Below are 16,058 nucleotides of genomic sequence, written 5' to 3'. Positions count from 1 at the left end.
CGGTGCGGCCGGACCGTGGTCGATGCCGGGTCATATCCGGATCGCTACTTGACGGTGACCTCGGTCCAGACCGGGTTGCCGTACGGGTCGAACTGGACGTTGGAGACCTTGGTCGAGGAGCCGCCCTTGGTCACGTAGTACCAGAGCGGGATCGACGGAACGTCCTTCACCATCTGCTTCTCGGCGTCCTGCCAGAGCTGGATGGCCTGGGTCTGGTCCGAAGCGGCGCTCGCGCGCTTGGCCAGGTCGTCGAAGACCGGGCTGGAGTAGCCGGAGTCGTTGGACGCGGCGCCGGTCTGGTAGACGTCGGCGAGGAAGTTGTCCGGGAACGGGTAGTCGCCGCGCCAGCCGGTGCGGTACGCGCCCGTCATCTTCTTACCGGAGATGTCCTTGCGGGCGACACCGAACTCGGGGTAGAGCTTCGGCTCGCAGGAACCCTGGCCGATGACCTCGTTGATGCTGTTGCAGACCGCGGTGACCCATTCCTTGTGCGGGCCGTCCGCGTTGGTGGCGATGGTGAGCTTGCCACCGGGGATGCCGCCGCCGTCCTTGACCAGCTGCTTGGCCTTGACCGGGTCGTACTTGGTCAGCTCGCCGGTGATGTCCTTGCTGTAACCCGGGATGTTCGGGGCCAGCCAGTCGGTCGCCGGCTGCTCGGCGCCCTTGTAGATCGCCTTGACGATGCTCGCCCGGTCGATCGCCATGGACAGGCCCGCGCGGACCTTCTCCTTGCCCGGCGCGCCCCAGCCGGCGTCGTACAGCGGGAAGCCGATCTTCTGGATCGAGAACTGCGGGGCCTCGATCGCGCGCTCGCCCAGGTCCTTCTTGAAGCTGCCGATCGCCGACGTGGGGATCTGGTCGATCACGTCGAGCTTGTTGTCGCGCAGCGCGGTGTAGCCCGCGTCGTAGGACGTGTAGAACTGCAGCTGCACGCCGTTCGACTTCGGCTTGTCGTCACCGGCGTACTTGTCGAACTTCTTCACGGTGAGCGACTTCTTGTGGTTCCAGCCGCCGTTGGCGCTGTCCAGCTGGAACGGACCGTTGCCGATCGGCGCCTCGCCGTACTTCGCCGGGTCCTTGAAGAACTCCTGCGGCAGCGGCGAGTAGACCACGTAGCCGAGGCTCGCCTTGAAGGACGAGTACGCCTGGACCAGCTTGATCGTGAACGTCTTGTCGTCCACGACCTTGAGGCCGGTCAGCTCCTTGCTGGTGGGCGCGCCCTCCTTGGGGTGCACCGCGTCGTAGCCCTCGATCTTCTCGAACCAGGGGCTCGCGTTGATCTGCTTGTTCGTGGAGAGGGCGCCCCAGTTCCAGGCGTCCACGTACGACTTCGCGGTGACCGGCTCGCCGTTGTGGAAGGTCCACCCGGACTTGATCTTCACCGTGTAGTTGATCGAGTCCGTCGACTCCACCGACTCCGCCATGGCCGGCACGGGCTGGCCGGTCTTGGAGTCGTAGGTGTACAGGCCGCGGAACATGAGCTGGAGGGGGTAGAAGCCACCCGTCTCGTTCGAGTTCGCGGGCTGAAGCGGGTTCTGCGGCTCCGTGCTGTAGGCCGAGAAGTAGCCGGCGGGCAGGCCGTTGCTGCCGCCACCGCCGCCCTTGTCGTCCTTCTTGTCGTCGCTGCTGCTGCCACACGCAGTCGCGGCCAGGCCCAGAACGGCCACACCGACGACCCACTTCACGCGCGTTGTTCCGCGCATGGGTTGCCTCCTCATGGAATCACTAGCGAAGTGAAGTGCAACGGGGCCACCCGAGCGGGAAGCATCCGTCACAGCTGCTCGTAGAGTCGGCGCCCCCGAGCGCGTGACCAGGTTCCGAGCACAAGCGGATCTACTATCCGTCACCGATTGGCCGTGACCAATCCCTTGCAGGTTTCAGTTTGATCACGTAAATCCGTGATCAATCTCGAAACCCAGACATATGAGACCAGTAATGAAGCCGTATCAATCGGACACCATGTACCGCTGCCCGGAGCATACAGTCCGATGAACGAACACCCATAAGACGCCCCTACCTCGTCTCACAAAGCGAGAAACGCTACGGAGCGTGACGGCACTCACTCGGCCGAGACTGCGCGGACCGACCGGTTACATCGGGTTCAACGCGCGTAGCTGACCTGCAGGAAAGCACGAAAAACGGGATGCCGCCAAATCGGTGGCATCCCGTTCTCGGGAGCGGTACGACGATCCGCCGATACGACGACGCGTCGTTACTCCGGGTCCGTCGTGATACCCGCCTCGAGGGCCGCCTCGATCCGCTCCTCGGGCATCGACTCCTCCGCCTTGGCGGTCGCCTCCAGCGGACCGGGGAAGTGGCATGCCACCCGGTGGCCCGCGAGCAGCGTGTCGATCCCGATCAACGGGGGCTCCTCGTTCGCACACACGTCCTGTGCCTTGGGGCAGCGGGTCCGGAAGCGGCAGCCGGACGGCGGGTTGATCGGACTGGGCATGTCGCCGAAGGCGTGCACCCGTGTCCGGTTTCCGCTCTTGTCCGGGTCCGTCTCCGGCACCGCGGCGAGCAGCGTGTGCGTGTACGGGTGGTGCGGATTCGCGTACAACGACGTACGGTCGGCGATCTCGACGATCTTGCCGAGGTACATCACCGCCACCCGCTGGGAGAAGTGCCGCACCACCGCGAGGTCGTGCGCGATGAACACGAACGCGATGCCCATGTCCCGTTGCAGGCCCTGGAGCAGGTTGACCACCTGCGCCTGGATGGACACGTCGAGCGCGGAGACCGGCTCGTCGGCCACGATCAACCGGGGCTGGAGCGCGAGCGCGCGGGCGATCCCGATCCGCTGCCGCTGGCCGCCGGAGAACTCGTGCGGGAAACGGTTGTAGTGCTCGGGGTTGAGACCGACGCGTTCCAGCAGCTCCTGCACCCGCTTTTTCCGGCCACCCTCGGGGTCGATCCCGTTGACCTCCATCGGCGAACTCACGATCGTGCCGACCGTCTGTCGCGGGTTCAGCGACGAGTACGGGTCCTGGAAGATCATCTGGATCTGGCTGCGGATCGGGGCGATCTGCTTGCGGGTCGCGTGCGTGATGTCGTTGCCGTCGTAGTGGATCGTGCCGCCGGTGGGCTCGAGCAACCGGCTGATCAGCCGACCGGTGGTGGACTTGCCACACCCGGACTCGCCGACCAGGCCCACGCTCTCCCCCGCCGCGACGGACAGGTCGATCCCGTCCACCGCGCGCACGTTGAGCATCTTGCGGCGGACCAGGCCGCCGCCCTTGACGGGGAAGTACTTGACCAGCCCCCGTACGTCGAGCAGCGGTTCGCCGGGCGACTTCGGCGCGGGGTCCGGAGCCGGCGCCGGGGTCTCGCTGATCGTCTCGGTCATCGTCGTTCTCCTGCTTTCTGCCGTCGGCCGAGCCTCGGCGATCAACCGAGCAGCGGGCGGACGTCGTCGATGAAGATCCGCTGCTTGTCCTCGGCGCTCAGGTGACAGGCCGTACCGCGCCCCTCGGACAGCGCCAGGAGCGGCGGCTCGGTCCGGCACCGCTCGCCCCCCACCACGTCGGCGTAGTCGCACCGCGGGTGGAACGGACAACCCGGCGGCGGCGCCAGCAGACTCGGCGGCGTACCACGCACCGGCCGCAGCGGAACGTCGACGTCACCGGAGAGATTGGGCATCGAGGACAGCAGTCCCCACGTGTACGGGTGCCGCGGATTCTTCAGCACCTCGCGCACGGTGCCCTTCTCCACGCTGCGTCCCGCGTACATCACCAGCACGTCGTGCGCCATCTGGGCGATCACGCCGAGGTCGTGGGTGATGAACAGGATCGCGGTGCCGAACTCGTCCTGGAGGTCGCGGAGCAGATCCAGGATCTGCGCCTGGACCGTCACGTCGAGCGCGGTCGTCGGCTCGTCGGCGATCAGCAGGTCCGGGTCGCACACCAGCGACATCGCGATCATCGCGCGCTGGCGCATGCCGCCGGAGAAGTGGTGCGGGTAGTCGTTCACCCGGGTCTTCGGATTCGGGATGCCGACACGATCCAGCATCTCGATCGCCCGTGCGTGCGCGTCGCTGCGATTGGCGCCCAGGTGCCGCCGATAGGACTCGGCGATCTGCTCGCCCACCGTGTAGAACGGCGACAGCGCGGTGAGCGGGTCCTGGAAGATCATCGAGATCCGCCGCCCGCGCAGGTCGCGCAGCTTGCGCTCCGGCATGGTGATCAACTCGCGGCCGTCGAACCGGATCTCGCCCTCGATCTTCGTCTTCTCCCGGTTGTGCAGCCCCAGGATGGTCAACGAGGACACCGACTTGCCCGAGCCGGACTCGCCGACGATGCCGAGCGTGCGGCCCTTCTCGACGTCGAAGGACAACCCGTCCACGGCCTTGACCACGCCGTCGTCGGTGGAGAAGTGCACCCGCAGATCGCGCACCGACAAGAACGCGTCGGAGCCGTCGGATCGGGCGGGCGCCCCCGCCTTTTTCGCGGTCTCGGCCTTGCCGGTCGGCTGATCGGCGGTGGTATCGGTACTCGCGGCCATGCCCTGCTCCTCGGCCCCTGCGGCTGGTGGACGGTGACGCTGACTCATCGGACGCCGCCCTCTCACGAGAGCCGGACCCGTGGATCGATGACGGCGTACAACAGGTCCACCACGAGATTCGCGAGCATCGTGAAGCTGGCCGCGATGACCACCACGCCCATCATCATCGGCAGGTCGGAGTCGGTCACCGAGGTGACCGCGAGCATGCCGATGCCGTGCAGACTGAAGGTGCTCTCGGTGATGATCGTGCCGCTCATCAGCACGCCGATGTCCACGCCGAGCACGGTGACGATCGGGCTGAGCGCGCCCCGGAAGGCGTGCTTGATGTACACGCTGCGTCCGGACAGGCCCTTGGCCTTGAGTGTTCGTACGTAGTCCTCGGACAACACGTCCACCATCGTGGATCTGGTGAGGCGGACGTACATGGCCATGTGGATGGTCATCAGACAGATCCACGGCAACAACAGTCCCGACGCCCATTGGAACGGATCGTCGGTGAACTGGTGATACTGCGGTCGATCCATCCAGCCCAACTGCTGGACGAAGAGATAGATGAACAGGGGCCCGAGCACGTAGATCGGTGCCGAGCCGCTGAGCAGCGCGAAGCCCGTGGCGACCTTGTCGGTCTTCTTCCCCCGCCGCATCGCGGCCAGGATGCCCAGGCCGATGCCCAGCGTCATGAACAGCACGACCGCGCCGATGGCCAGCGACACCGTGGTCGGGAAGCGGTCCGCCACCGTGTGCGAAACGTTCTGGTTGTTGGCGAACGAGTAGCCCAGACACGGGAAGTTGCAGGTTTTCTCACCGATGTTACGGCCGGCGAAGATCCCGGATATGAAGATCCAATACTGCTCCAGGAGCGGTTTGGTCAGGCCGAGGTTGTGCCGGACCGTCTCGCGCATCTCTGGCGTGCAGTTCTTGCCACACGACAGGCGCACGACCGAGTCCTCGCCGGAGGCGGCGAAGAACAGGTAGAACGTGATGAGGCTGACGACAAGCAGGATCGCCGCTACGCCGAGCAGCCGCCGGACCAGGAATCGAAGCATGAGGCCGGTCTTCCTCCGCGATGTGCCCCCGGCGATCGATCCGGTCGGACCGGTCGGTCCCGGGAGTCGAAATCGCGACTCCCGGGACCGACCGACCGACGGGCGGATCGACCGCCGACGGGCCTGACGGCTACTTGATGAAGATGTTGTTCAGGTCGATCGCGCCCTTGGAGTTGAGCGCGGCGCCGCCGATCTGCGGGCCGTACACCAGGCGGTGACGCTGGTAGATGTACGGGATGGACGGCACGTCCTGCATGATCTTCTCGTCGAGCTTCATCCACTCGACGGCCTGCGCGTTGGTGTCGGTGATCTTCAGGATGCGGTCGATCTCCGCGTCCACGGCCGGGTTCTTGTACTTCGCGTAGTTCTGGCCGTTGTCGAGCACCTGGCGGCTGTCGTACACCGGGGTGTAGACGGTCGAGCCGGTCGGCCAGTCCGCTCCCCAGCCCGCCCAGTAGAGGTCACACGGCGTGTCGAGCTTGCCGATGACGTCGTAGTACTCCTTGTCGGAGATCTCCTTGCGCTCCATCTGGAAGCCGGCCTTGCCGAGCATGTCCATGATCGGCAGCGCGCGCTCCTGCTGGACCTTGGTCGTGTTGATGCACAGCACGACCTTCTGGCCGACCTTGCCCGCGGCCTCCAGCATCTGCTTGGCCTTGGCCTGGTCGCCGTCCGGCGGCAGACCGTCGAACAGGCTCTTGTACGGCGCGTAGCCCAGCTGGGTCGGCGAGGCGATGGTGGTGGAGAAGTCGCCCGCGGTGGGGCCGCCCTCGGCCAGACGCGCGGACTGCCGCGGGAACGCGATCGCCATCGCCTTGCGGACGTTGACGTCGGTGATCCGCAGGTTGTTGATGTCGAACCGGTTCGCGTACGGGCCGATGCCGTCCGTGACCCGGTTCTTCAGCGCCGGGTCGGTGGCGATCTGCTGGGCGAAGTTGGCGTCGGGACGCTCGTTCAGGGTGAACGCGGCGGCGTCGCTGCCGGCCGCGGCGGTCAGCCGCTGGAACTGCGTCGCGCCCGGGATGCCCATCTCGAACTTGAACTGGTCCACGTACTGGTGGCGCACCGAGTCGCTGGCCGGGTCCCAGTTCGGGTTCTTGTCCAGGATCAGCTGCTTGTCCGGCTCGTGCGTGGTGATCTTGTACGGGCCGCTGGCGAACGGCTTGGTGTCGATCTGCTCCTTGGTGTCCTTCGACTTGGGCATCGGAGCGGTGGTGCCCATCGCGGCGGCGAAGGGGAAGTCGCCCTGCGGCGAGGCCAGATGGAAGATGATCGTCTTCGCGTCCGGCACCTCGATCTTGTCGTTCGGCAGCTCGGCGCCCTCGTACGGACCGGGGTAGGCCTCCCAGTACTTGTCCGAGCCGGTCAGCCAGCCCTGGATCCAGACCGGGCCCTCGTTCCACGCCTTGTTGAACATGCGCTCGACGCCGTACTTGACGTCGGCGGCCACGATCGGCGTGCCGTCCTCGTACTTCAGGTTGTCCTTGAGCGTGTACTTCCAGGTCTTGCCGCCGTCGGTGGTGGTGCCGGTGTCGGTCGCCAGGTCACCGACGAGGGTGGTCTTGTCACCCTCGCGCTTGTAGGTGGTCAGCCGGCGCGAGATCAGCTCGGACACCGTCATCAGGTTGCTGACGTAGGCGCGACCCGGGTCCAGGTGCGAGAAGCCGGTGCGGTTGAGGACGCCGGCCACGCCGCCCTTCTTGGCGCCGGGCACCTCGGCCGCCGGGCCCTTCGAGTCGGCTGCGGTGCCGATCACGACGGACGCCGTCTTGGCGGAGGGTTTCGCCGTGTTGTCCTTCTTGTCTCCGCCGCCGCTGCTGCACGCGGAGGCCGAGGCCGCGAGGGCCCCTACCGCGAACAGCGCGACGAATCGGCGCTTCCCCGTCGATGTCATGTGATCCCCTCATCCAAGAAACCGTTCACCGGGCCCAGGTGCCGCGGCGGGTGGGACGTACGCAGGAGCGGTTGCGCAGGCTCCGGGGTCACGACGGGCACGATCGGCCCGCGCGTGGACCCCGGCCGGTCATCGGTTCGACTTGGGGTCGAGCGCGTCGCGTACCGAATCGCCGAGGAGGTTGAAGGCGAGCACGAAGATCACCATCGCGATGGCCGGGAAGGCCAGGTAGGTGACGTCGCTCTGCATGCCTTCGAAACCCTTGTTGATCATCCGACCCCAGTCCGGGGTGGGTTCGGTCATGCCGACCCCGAGGAAGGACAGCGCCGCCTCGGTGGTCACGTATGTCGGCAGGTCGAGCGTGGCGACGATCAGGATCGGGGTCCACAGGTTGGGCAGGAGTTCCTTGAAGATGATCCGCCCGGATCCCGCCCCGCTGACCTTCGCCGCCTCGATGTACTCGCGTTCGCGCATCGACAGGACCTGGCCCCGCAGGATGCGGGCGATCCGGGTCCAGCCGAACAACGACAGCACGATGATCAGGGCCGTCGCCCGGAGCATCGTCGGTGTCGTCTCGCGCTCGCTGACGAACAGCGCGAGCACGATCGGGGTGAACGCGATGAAGAACAACTGCGAGGGCATCGCCAGCAGGGTGTCGATCACCCGGCTGATCACGTAGTCCACCTTGCCGCCGAGGTATCCGGCGGTGATGCCCAGGATGGTGCCGACCACCGTCACGATGATCACCACGACCACGGCGAGCAGCAGCGAGGTACGGATCCCGTACACGAGCTGCATCAGCACGTCCCGGCCGACCGCGGGTTCGATGCCGAACCAGTGCTCGCCCGAGATGCCGCCGTTGGGCGCGATGGGCGCGCCGACCTCGTTGAGCAGGCCCGGGTGGATCTGCCCGTAACGTGTGTACGGGTCCTTTCCGTACAGCTTTTCGATCAATGGCGCAGCGAAAGCGATCAAGAAAAAGAAAATCACGATCGACGCGGATATGACGCCGCTGCGATCCTTGCGGAAACGCCGCCAGGCGAGCTGGCCGGGCGATCGCCCGACCACCTCTTGCGGTGCCGCCGCGACCCCCGCTTCGGAGAGCGGTGAGTCGGGCGTTCCCGGATTCGGGGATCCTCCCGCCTCCGGGACCAGCTGGGGTTGCATGGTCATGACTGCAAATACCCCCGAGTCGCGGTCGAGTGCGACCGGATTCCGTTTGGTTTGGTGGCCGCACGGACTCTCGCAACCCAATTACCGTGTCGTCAAGAGGACAGTCAGACTAAACCGGAGAGCGAAAGATATTCGTCATTTAGGTTTGTTAGAAGTTTCGAATCTGATCGATTCTTGCTCGAAAATGTCACTCGCATTGGAAACATAACGAATATAACCGGGCAAAGATATCGAGTTGGTCTCAGCATGCGAAAAGCCGGTGACCTGCGGGTTCGACCGCAGGTCACCGGCTCGTTTCGGGTCGCCGAACGGCGCCCTTCGCGTGATCAGCGCTTGGCACGCGAGGCCGAGCGGCCCCGCTCCTTCTGATCGAGGACGACCTTGCGGATGCGCACGGTCTCCGGGGTCACCTCGATGCACTCGTCCTCGCGGCAGAACTCGAGGGCCTGCTCCAGCGACAGCTTGCGCGGCGGGATCAGCTTCTCGGTCTCGTCGGAGGTCGACGAGCGCATGTTCGTGAGCTTCTTCTCCTTGGTGATGTTGACGTCCATGTCGTCGGCGCGCGAGTTCTCGCCGACGATCATGCCCTCGTACACCTCGGTGGTCGGCTCGACGAACATCTGGCCGCGTTCCTGCAGGTTCATCATCGCGAACGGCGTCGCGACACCGGCGCGGTCGGCCACCAGGGAGCCGTTGTTGCGGGTCCGGATCTCGCCGAACCAGGGCTCGTAGCCCTCGTGCACGCTGTGCGCGATGCCGGTGCCGCGGGTGTCCGTGAGGAACTCGGTACGGAACCCGATCAGGCCGCGGGCGGGCACCACGAACTCCATCCGGATCCAGCCGGTGCCGTGGTTGGTCATCGTCTCCATGCGGCCCTTGCGGGACGCCAGGAGCTGGGTGATCGCGCCGAGGTACTCCTCGGGCGAGTCGATGGTCAGCCGCTCGACCGGCTCGTGGATCTTGCCGCCCACCTCGCGGGTGACCACCTGCGGCTTGCCGACGGTGAGCTCGAAGCCCTCCCGACGCATGGTCTCCACCAGGATCGCCAGCGCCAGCTCGCCGCGGCCCTGGACCTCCCACGTGTCGGGACGCTCGGTGGGCAGCACGCGCAGCGACACGTTGCCGACCAGCTCGCGCTCCAGGCGGTCCTTCACCAGGCGGGCGGTGACCTTGTGGCCCTTGCCCCCCTTGCCGACCAGCGGCGAGGTGTTGGTGCCGATGGTCATCGAGATCGCGGGCTCGTCCACCGTGATCAGCGGCAGCGGACGCGGGTCCTCGGGGTCGGCGATGGTGTCGCCGATCATGATGTCCGGGATGCCGGCGATGGCGATGATGTCGCCGGGGCCGGCCTCCTCGGCGGGCTTGCGCTCGAGCTGGTCGGTCATCAGCAGCTCGGTGATCTTCACCCGCTCGATGGTGCCGTCGTGCCGGCACCAGGCGGCCTGCTGGCCCTTGCGGATGGTGCCCTGGTGCACGCGGCACAGCGCGATGCGGCCGAGGAAGTTGGACGCGTCCAGGTTGGTCACGTGTGCCTGGAGCGGCGCGCCCTCCTCGTACTCCGGGGCGGGGATGGAGTCGAGGATGGCCTGGAAGAACGGCTCCAGGCTGTCGCTGTCGGTCGGCACGGTGCCGTCGGCGGGGCGGACCAGCGTGGCCACACCGTCGCGCGCGCACGCGTAGACGATGGGGAACTCGATCTGCTCCTCGGTGGCGTCCAGGTCCATGAACAGCTCGTAGGTCTCGTCGACGACCTCGGAGATGCGCGAGTCGGGACGGTCGACCTTGTTGATGCACAGGATGACCGGCATCTTCGCCGCGAGCGCCTTGCGGAGCACGAAGCGGGTCTGCGGGAGCGGGCCCTCCGACGCGTCGACGAGCAGCACGACACCGTCCACCATCGACAGGCCGCGCTCCACCTCTCCGCCGAAGTCGGCGTGGCCGGGCGTGTCGATGATGTTGATGGTGACCGTGGGGCCACCGTCCTTGGGGTGATAGGCGACGGCGGTGTTCTTCGCGAGAATGGTGATGCCCTTCTCGCGCTCCAGGTCGTTGGAGTCCATCACCCGGTCGTCCATCTGGTGGTGGGCACTGAACGTGCCCGCCTGCTTCAGCATGGCGTCGACGAGGGTGGTCTTGCCGTGGTCGACGTGGGCGACGATGGCGACGTTGCGGATGTCATGGCGCGTGGGCACGGCTGCGTGTCTCTCGGCTTCGGTCGGGGATGCTACGGACGGCCGGCGACCGCGGGCCTCCTCGGTCGTGCGATGGGCATCGCGCGAACCGGCCTGCCTCCTCGGCGCCAAGGTCAATCGTACGGGGAGTGGCGCCCGCCGCTCGGTGCCGGCGCCCGCCGGAAGCCGTTCGGGGGGCGTACAGGGCACAATCCGTAGGTGTGAGCGAGTCTGGCGAGTCCTTCAACGAACGCATCCGCAAGCGGTGGTCCCGGCGGGCCGCGGAACGGCGGGACGGAACCTTTGGGCCCGTTCCGGCCGATATGGGAGCGGACGAAACGCCCGCCCCGTCGGATCAGGGCACCCCCGAGGGGCGGGCGCGGGTGCTGTACGAGCGGGCCACCGAGGCCTATCGCGACGGAGATGTCGCGCTGGTCGAACAATTGGCGGATCTGATCCCCGACGGGCCGGAAAGTGAGCCCTATCGCACTTTCGCGCGTGTCCAATCCCTGGAGGCGCACGCCGACGACGCCGCGGCGGCCGCGGTCGCCCGGGCCTATCTGGACCGGATCGGCCCCAGCCATCCGGCCTGGGACACCACCCGCGCGCTGTTCGGCGAGGTCATGGTGCAGGCGCTGATCATGGGCACGGTGCCGCTCGCGGACAACCTGGCCGCCGCCGAGGAGGCGCTGCGCAAGCCGGGCGATTCGTACCGACACCCCTCGGGCGCGACGATCCGCTTCGAGGCCGAGGACGACGAACCGCTGCTGATGGTGCTGCACGGAAACGCCGCGAAAGCGGTACGCGCCGCCAAACGCCTGGTGGACACCGAAAAGCGGGCATCCCGCGCCGGGCATGCCGACGCATTGTGCACATTCGCGCTGTGCGTATGCGCCGAGGGCGACATCGTTTCCGCCCGAGAGGCGCTGGCCGAGGCGGAACGAATTCTTCCCGGCCGGCCCCGGATCGCGGCGACACGCGCTCGGGTGGAATCCAGCCCGGCCGCCACGATGCGCCTCGACGACCGCTGACTCCGCCGGATCACCGAAACCGGCAATCGGCGGACATCGACAAGATCGTTAAACCTCGACCGGCCCGCCCGATCGAAGATCTTTATCGCCCATCCCCCCTGATCACCGGAATTCGATCTTGTTTCCCGAAGATCGAATTCCGGTGATCTTTCCGTTCCCGATCATGTTTTCCCGATCTGTGACCGACGAGATCCGCGAAACACTTTCCATCGATTGATCGTTCGCGCCAGACTGCCGACGTTCCCACCTCGGGAATCCATGGCAAGTCCGCAACACCATCCCCATCCCCCGGCCCCCGACGACGTGGCGCCGGAAAAGCAGGAGGTGAGCGCGATCTTGACGACTCGGGCGCACGAGGACCTGGCCCTTGCCCGGCGCAGGCTCGACGAACTGGCACGCGCGGTGCGCGCTCTGCGCCGCACGCTCGGCGATACGTACGGCGTCCGTCGGCTCTGCGACGACGTGGAGCGGGCTCGAAGCAGTCTCGGTTTCGTGGGCGAGACGATCACCGAGGCCGAACCCGTGGCCCTGCCCGTCGCGACGCCGACCGAAGTGATGTCCGATCTGCCGTACGACCCGGTCATCTTCGCGGACGCGGACGACGAAGGCGTGGGCGGCATGCGGCCGCAGCGCCGGACAGGAAGGTGACGTCTTGGCTACAGGGACGACGGGGCCGGCGGGCAGCACCGGCACCAACGCGCCGGGCCGCGCGCACATCCGGGCGCGACATCTGCGCACGGACCGCTGGTGGCTATCGCCCGCGGTGACCGTGACCATCCTGTCCGCGTTCATCGTCTACTCGACCTGGCGAGCGTTCGCGAACGACGACTACTTCGCCGAACCCTACGTGTCGCCGTTCTACTCGCCCTGTCTGGCGTCCGAGTGCGACAGCATGCCGATGAGCGCCAACGCGCCGCTGTTCGGCGACTGGTGGGGACTGTCCCCGGCGCTGCTGATCCTGATCTTCCCGCTCGGCTTCCGACTGACCTGCTACTACTACCGCAAGGCGTACTACCGGGGGTTCTGGGCGTCGCCGTCGGCGTGCGCGGTCCCCGAGCCGCGCGGCTCGTACTCGGGCGAGACCCGGTTCCCGCTGATCCTGCAGAACATCCACCGCTACTTCTTCTGGTTCGCGGCGGTGGTGGCGGTGATCCTGACCTGGGACGTGCTGATCGCGTTCCGCGACGAGCACGGCGCCTGGGGGCACATGGGGCTCGGCACCCTGGTGCTGCTCGCGAACGTGCTGCTGATCTGGGCGTACACGCTGTCCTGCCACTCGTGTCGGCACATCGTCGGCGGCAAGCTCAAGCACTTCTCCAAGCACCCCGTGCGGTATCGCCTCTGGGGCTTCGTCAGCAGGCTCAACGGCCGACACATGGAACTGGCCTGGGCCTCGCTGTTCGGCGTCGCGCTCGCGGACCTGTACGTGTACCTGGTCGCGAGCGGGGCCTTCGACGATCCCCGCTTCTTCTGAGCGATCCCCCCCCCGCACGGTTCTTCGCCCCCGGCACCAACGTCCCAGCCCAGTACAGGAGTGGCACTCGTGTCCGAAGTGGAACGTCATTCGTACGACGTGGTCGTGATCGGCGCGGGCGGCGCCGGATTGCGGGCCGCCATCGAGGCCCGCACGCGCGGCCTGCGCACCGCCGTGGTCTGCAAGTCGCTGTTCGGCAAGGCCCACACGGTGATGGCCGAGGGCGGCATCGCCGCCTCGATGGGCAACGTGAACTCGCAGGACGGCTGGAAGGTGCACTTCCGCGACACCATGCGCGGCGGCAAGTTCCTCAACCACTGGCGGATGGCCGAGCTGCACGCCAAGGAAGCCCCGGACCGCGTCTGGGAGTTGGAGTCCTGGGGCGCGCTGTTCGACCGCACCGCCGACGGCCGGATCAGCCAGCGCAACTTCGGCGGCCACGAGTATCCGCGCCTCGCGCACGTCGGCGACCGCACCGGACTGGAGCTGATCCGCACCCTCCAGCAGCGCATCGTCGCGCTCCAACAGGAGGACGAACGCGAGTTCGGCGACCCCGAGGCACGCCTGAAGGTCTTCCAGGAGTGCACCGTCACCCGGCTGCTGACCGTGCCGGACGCCGGCTCCGAGGCGGGCAACCGGATCGCCGGCGCGTTCGGCTACTGGCGCGAGTCGGGCCGGTTCACCGTCTTCGACGCGCCGGCGGTGGTACTCGCCACCGGCGGCATCGGCAAGGGCTTCAAGGTCACCTCGAACTCGTGGGAGTACACGGGAGACGGGCAGGCCCTCGCGTTGCTCGCGGGCGCGCCGCTGATCAACATGGAGTTCGTCCAGTTCCATCCGACGGGGATGGTCTGGCCGCCGTCGGTGAAGGGGATCCTGGTCACCGAGTCGGTGCGCGGCGACGGCGGGGTGCTGCTCAACTCCGAGGGCAAGCGCTTCATGTTCAGGTACATCCCGGACGTGTTCAAGGAGAAGTACGCCCAGACCCCCGCCGAGGGCGACCGCTGGTACACCGACCAGGAGAACAACAGGCGCCCGCCCGAGCTGCTGCCCCGGGACGAGGTGGCGCGGGCGATCAACTCCGAGGTCAAGGCCGGTCGGGGCTCGCCGCACGGCGGGGTGTTCCTGACCGTGGTCGGCCGGATGGCCGGCGGCACCGAGGAGATCCGGCGCAAACTGCCGTCGATGTACCACCAGTTCAAGGAACTGGCCGACGTGGACATCACCGCCGAGGCGATGGAGGTGGGCCCGACCTGCCACTACGTGATGGGCGGGATCGCGGTGGACCCGGACACCGCGGCCACCCCGGGCGTGCTCGGCCTGTACGCGGCCGGCGAGGTCGCCGGCGGCATGCACGGCAGCAATCGGCTCGGCGGCAACTCGCTGTCCGATCTGCTGGTGTTCGGCCGCCGGGCGGGCGAACACGCGGCGCGCTACGCCGAGGAGATCGGCGAGGCACGGCGCGAGGCCGCGCAGGAGCAACTGGACGCGGCCGAGGCGGAGGCACTGGCACCGTTCGCCGTGGAGAGCGCGGAGAACCCGTACACGGTCCACCAGGAGCTTCAGCAGACCATGAACGACCTGGTCGGCATCATCCGCCGGGAGGGCGAGATGACCGAGGCGCTGACCCGCCTGGACGAGCTCAAGGCGCGCGCGGCCAAGGCGGGCGTGGAGGGCCACCGGCAGTACAACCCGGGCTGGCACCTGGCCCTGGACCTGCGCAACATGCTCCTGGTGTGCGAGTGCGTGGCGCGCTCGGCCCTGGAGCGGCAGGAGAGCCGCGGCGGGCACACCCGCGACGACTTCCCGGCGATGTCCGCCGAGTGGCGTCGGGTGGTGCTGGCGTGCTCGATCGTCGATCCCGACGCGGAGACCCTGTCCGTGCGGCTGACCAGGGGCGAGGCCGTGCCGATGCGCGCCGACCTGCTGGAGCTGTTCGAGCGGGACGAGCTGACGAAGTACCTGACCGACGCGGAGCTTCCCGGGAAGGACGGCTGATGACCTACAAGGCGGACTTCCGCATCTGGCGCGGCGACACCGACGGCGGCGAGCTGCGCGACTTCAAGGTCGAGGTGAACGAGGGCGAGGTGGTCCTCGACATCATCCACCGGCTCCAGGCCACCCAGGCCCCCGACCTCGCGGTGCGCTGGAACTGCAAGGCGGGCAAGTGCGGTTCGTGCAGCGCGGAGATCAACGGCCGGCCGCGGTTGTTGTGCATGACCCGGATGAGCACGTTCGCGCCGGACGAGGTGGTCACGGTCACCCCGATGCGCACCTTCCCGGTGATCCGCGACCTGGTCACCGACGTGTCGTTCAACTACGCGAAGGCCCGGCAGGTGCCCTCGTTCACGCCGCCGGAGGGGCTGAAGCCGGGCGAGTACCGGATGCAGCAGGTCGACGTGGAGCGCTCGCAGGAGTTCCGCAAGTGCATCGAGTGTTTCCTGTGCCAGAACACCTGCCACGTCATCCGCGACTTCGAGGACAACAAGGCGGCGTTCTCCGGCCCGCGCTTTCTGATGCGGATCGCCGAGTTGGACATGCACCCCCTGGACGTGGCGGACCGGCAGAAGGCCGCGCAGGAGGAGCACGGGCTCGGCCTGTGCAACATCACCAAGTGCTGCACGGACGTGTGCCCGGAGCACATCCACATCACCGACAACGCGCTGATCCCGATGAAGGAGCGGGTGGCCGACCGCAAGTACGACCCACTGGTGTGGTTGGGCAACAAGATCCGCCGGCGGGGGTCCGGGGACTGAGGAGGGCGGGCGG

The 16,058-nt window shown here is 67.3% G+C and carries 12 protein-coding genes; 5 read left to right on the top strand and 7 right to left on the bottom strand.

Annotated features, from left to right (window positions below):
• Window positions 1-44: 44 nt before the first annotated feature.
• From EMA17_RS45370 to typA, 7 genes are all read right to left on the bottom strand, one after another.
• Window positions 45-1,703: a peptide ABC transporter substrate-binding protein gene (locus EMA17_RS45370; protein ID WP_126643076.1), complete on the bottom strand. Its 1,659-nt coding sequence runs from the start codon at window positions 1,701-1,703 to the stop codon at window positions 45-47.
• A 509-nt stretch (window positions 1,704-2,212) separates the two neighbouring features.
• Window positions 2,213-3,346, bottom strand: a complete 1,134-nt coding sequence (locus EMA17_RS45365) for an ABC transporter ATP-binding protein (RefSeq protein ID WP_126643075.1) — start codon at window positions 3,344-3,346, stop codon at window positions 2,213-2,215.
• 41 nt (window positions 3,347-3,387) lie between these two features.
• On the bottom strand, window positions 3,388-4,500 hold the full coding sequence (locus EMA17_RS45360) for an ABC transporter ATP-binding protein (RefSeq protein ID WP_246127313.1): 1,113 nt from the start codon (window positions 4,498-4,500) through the stop codon (window positions 3,388-3,390).
• Window positions 4,501-4,562: 62 nt separating this feature from the next.
• Complete coding sequence (locus EMA17_RS45355) at window positions 4,563-5,546, bottom strand: ABC transporter permease (protein ID WP_078976868.1); 984 nt, start codon at window positions 5,544-5,546, stop codon at window positions 4,563-4,565.
• A gap of 130 nt (window positions 5,547-5,676) precedes the next feature.
• The gene (locus EMA17_RS45350; protein WP_126643074.1) at window positions 5,677-7,440 is read right to left on the bottom strand and encodes an ABC transporter substrate-binding protein; all 1,764 of its coding nucleotides are present in this window, start codon (window positions 7,438-7,440) and stop codon (window positions 5,677-5,679) included.
• A 129-nt stretch (window positions 7,441-7,569) separates the two neighbouring features.
• Window positions 7,570-8,613: an ABC transporter permease gene (locus EMA17_RS45345; protein WP_126643073.1), complete on the bottom strand. Its 1,044-nt coding sequence runs from the start codon at window positions 8,611-8,613 to the stop codon at window positions 7,570-7,572.
• 326 nt (window positions 8,614-8,939) lie between these two features.
• The gene (gene typA, locus EMA17_RS45340; RefSeq protein WP_126643072.1) at window positions 8,940-10,805 is read right to left on the bottom strand and encodes a translational GTPase TypA; all 1,866 of its coding nucleotides are present in this window, start codon (window positions 10,803-10,805) and stop codon (window positions 8,940-8,942) included.
• A 302-nt stretch (window positions 10,806-11,107) separates the two neighbouring features.
• Between typA and EMA17_RS45335 the strand changes: the two genes are divergently transcribed.
• The 5 genes from EMA17_RS45335 to EMA17_RS45315 all read left to right on the top strand — a co-directional run bounded on the left by EMA17_RS45335 (window position 11,108) and on the right by EMA17_RS45315 (window position 16,045).
• A complete protein-coding gene (locus tag EMA17_RS45335) occupies window positions 11,108-11,815 on the top strand; it encodes a hypothetical protein (RefSeq protein ID WP_126643071.1) in 708 nt (235 codons plus the stop codon).
• Window positions 11,816-12,139: 324 nt separating this feature from the next.
• The gene (locus EMA17_RS45330; protein ID WP_218043259.1) at window positions 12,140-12,463 is read left to right on the top strand and encodes an Rv0250c family protein; all 324 of its coding nucleotides are present in this window, start codon (window positions 12,140-12,142) and stop codon (window positions 12,461-12,463) included.
• 4 nt (window positions 12,464-12,467) lie between these two features.
• Window positions 12,468-13,289: a succinate dehydrogenase subunit SdhC gene (gene sdhC / locus EMA17_RS45325; RefSeq protein ID WP_126643070.1), complete on the top strand. Its 822-nt coding sequence runs from the start codon at window positions 12,468-12,470 to the stop codon at window positions 13,287-13,289.
• 69 nt (window positions 13,290-13,358) lie between these two features.
• Window positions 13,359-15,287 carry a fumarate reductase/succinate dehydrogenase flavoprotein subunit gene (locus EMA17_RS45320; protein WP_126643069.1) on the top strand — a complete coding sequence of 643 codons (1,929 nt, stop codon included), beginning with the start codon at window positions 13,359-13,361 and terminating at the stop codon, window positions 15,285-15,287.
• Window positions 15,287-16,045, top strand: coding sequence for a succinate dehydrogenase/fumarate reductase iron-sulfur subunit (locus EMA17_RS45315; protein WP_126643068.1), 759 nt, complete (start codon window positions 15,287-15,289; stop codon window positions 16,043-16,045). The genes EMA17_RS45320 and EMA17_RS45315 overlap by 1 nt, the downstream gene beginning before the upstream one ends.
• Window positions 16,046-16,058: the final 13 nt, after the last annotated feature.

The organism is Embleya hyalina (genome assembly GCF_003967355.1).
In the GTDB taxonomy this organism is placed as follows: Bacteria; Actinomycetota; Actinomycetes; order Streptomycetales; family Streptomycetaceae; genus Embleya; species Embleya hyalina.
This window is presented reverse-complemented; position numbering and strand designations above follow the sequence as displayed.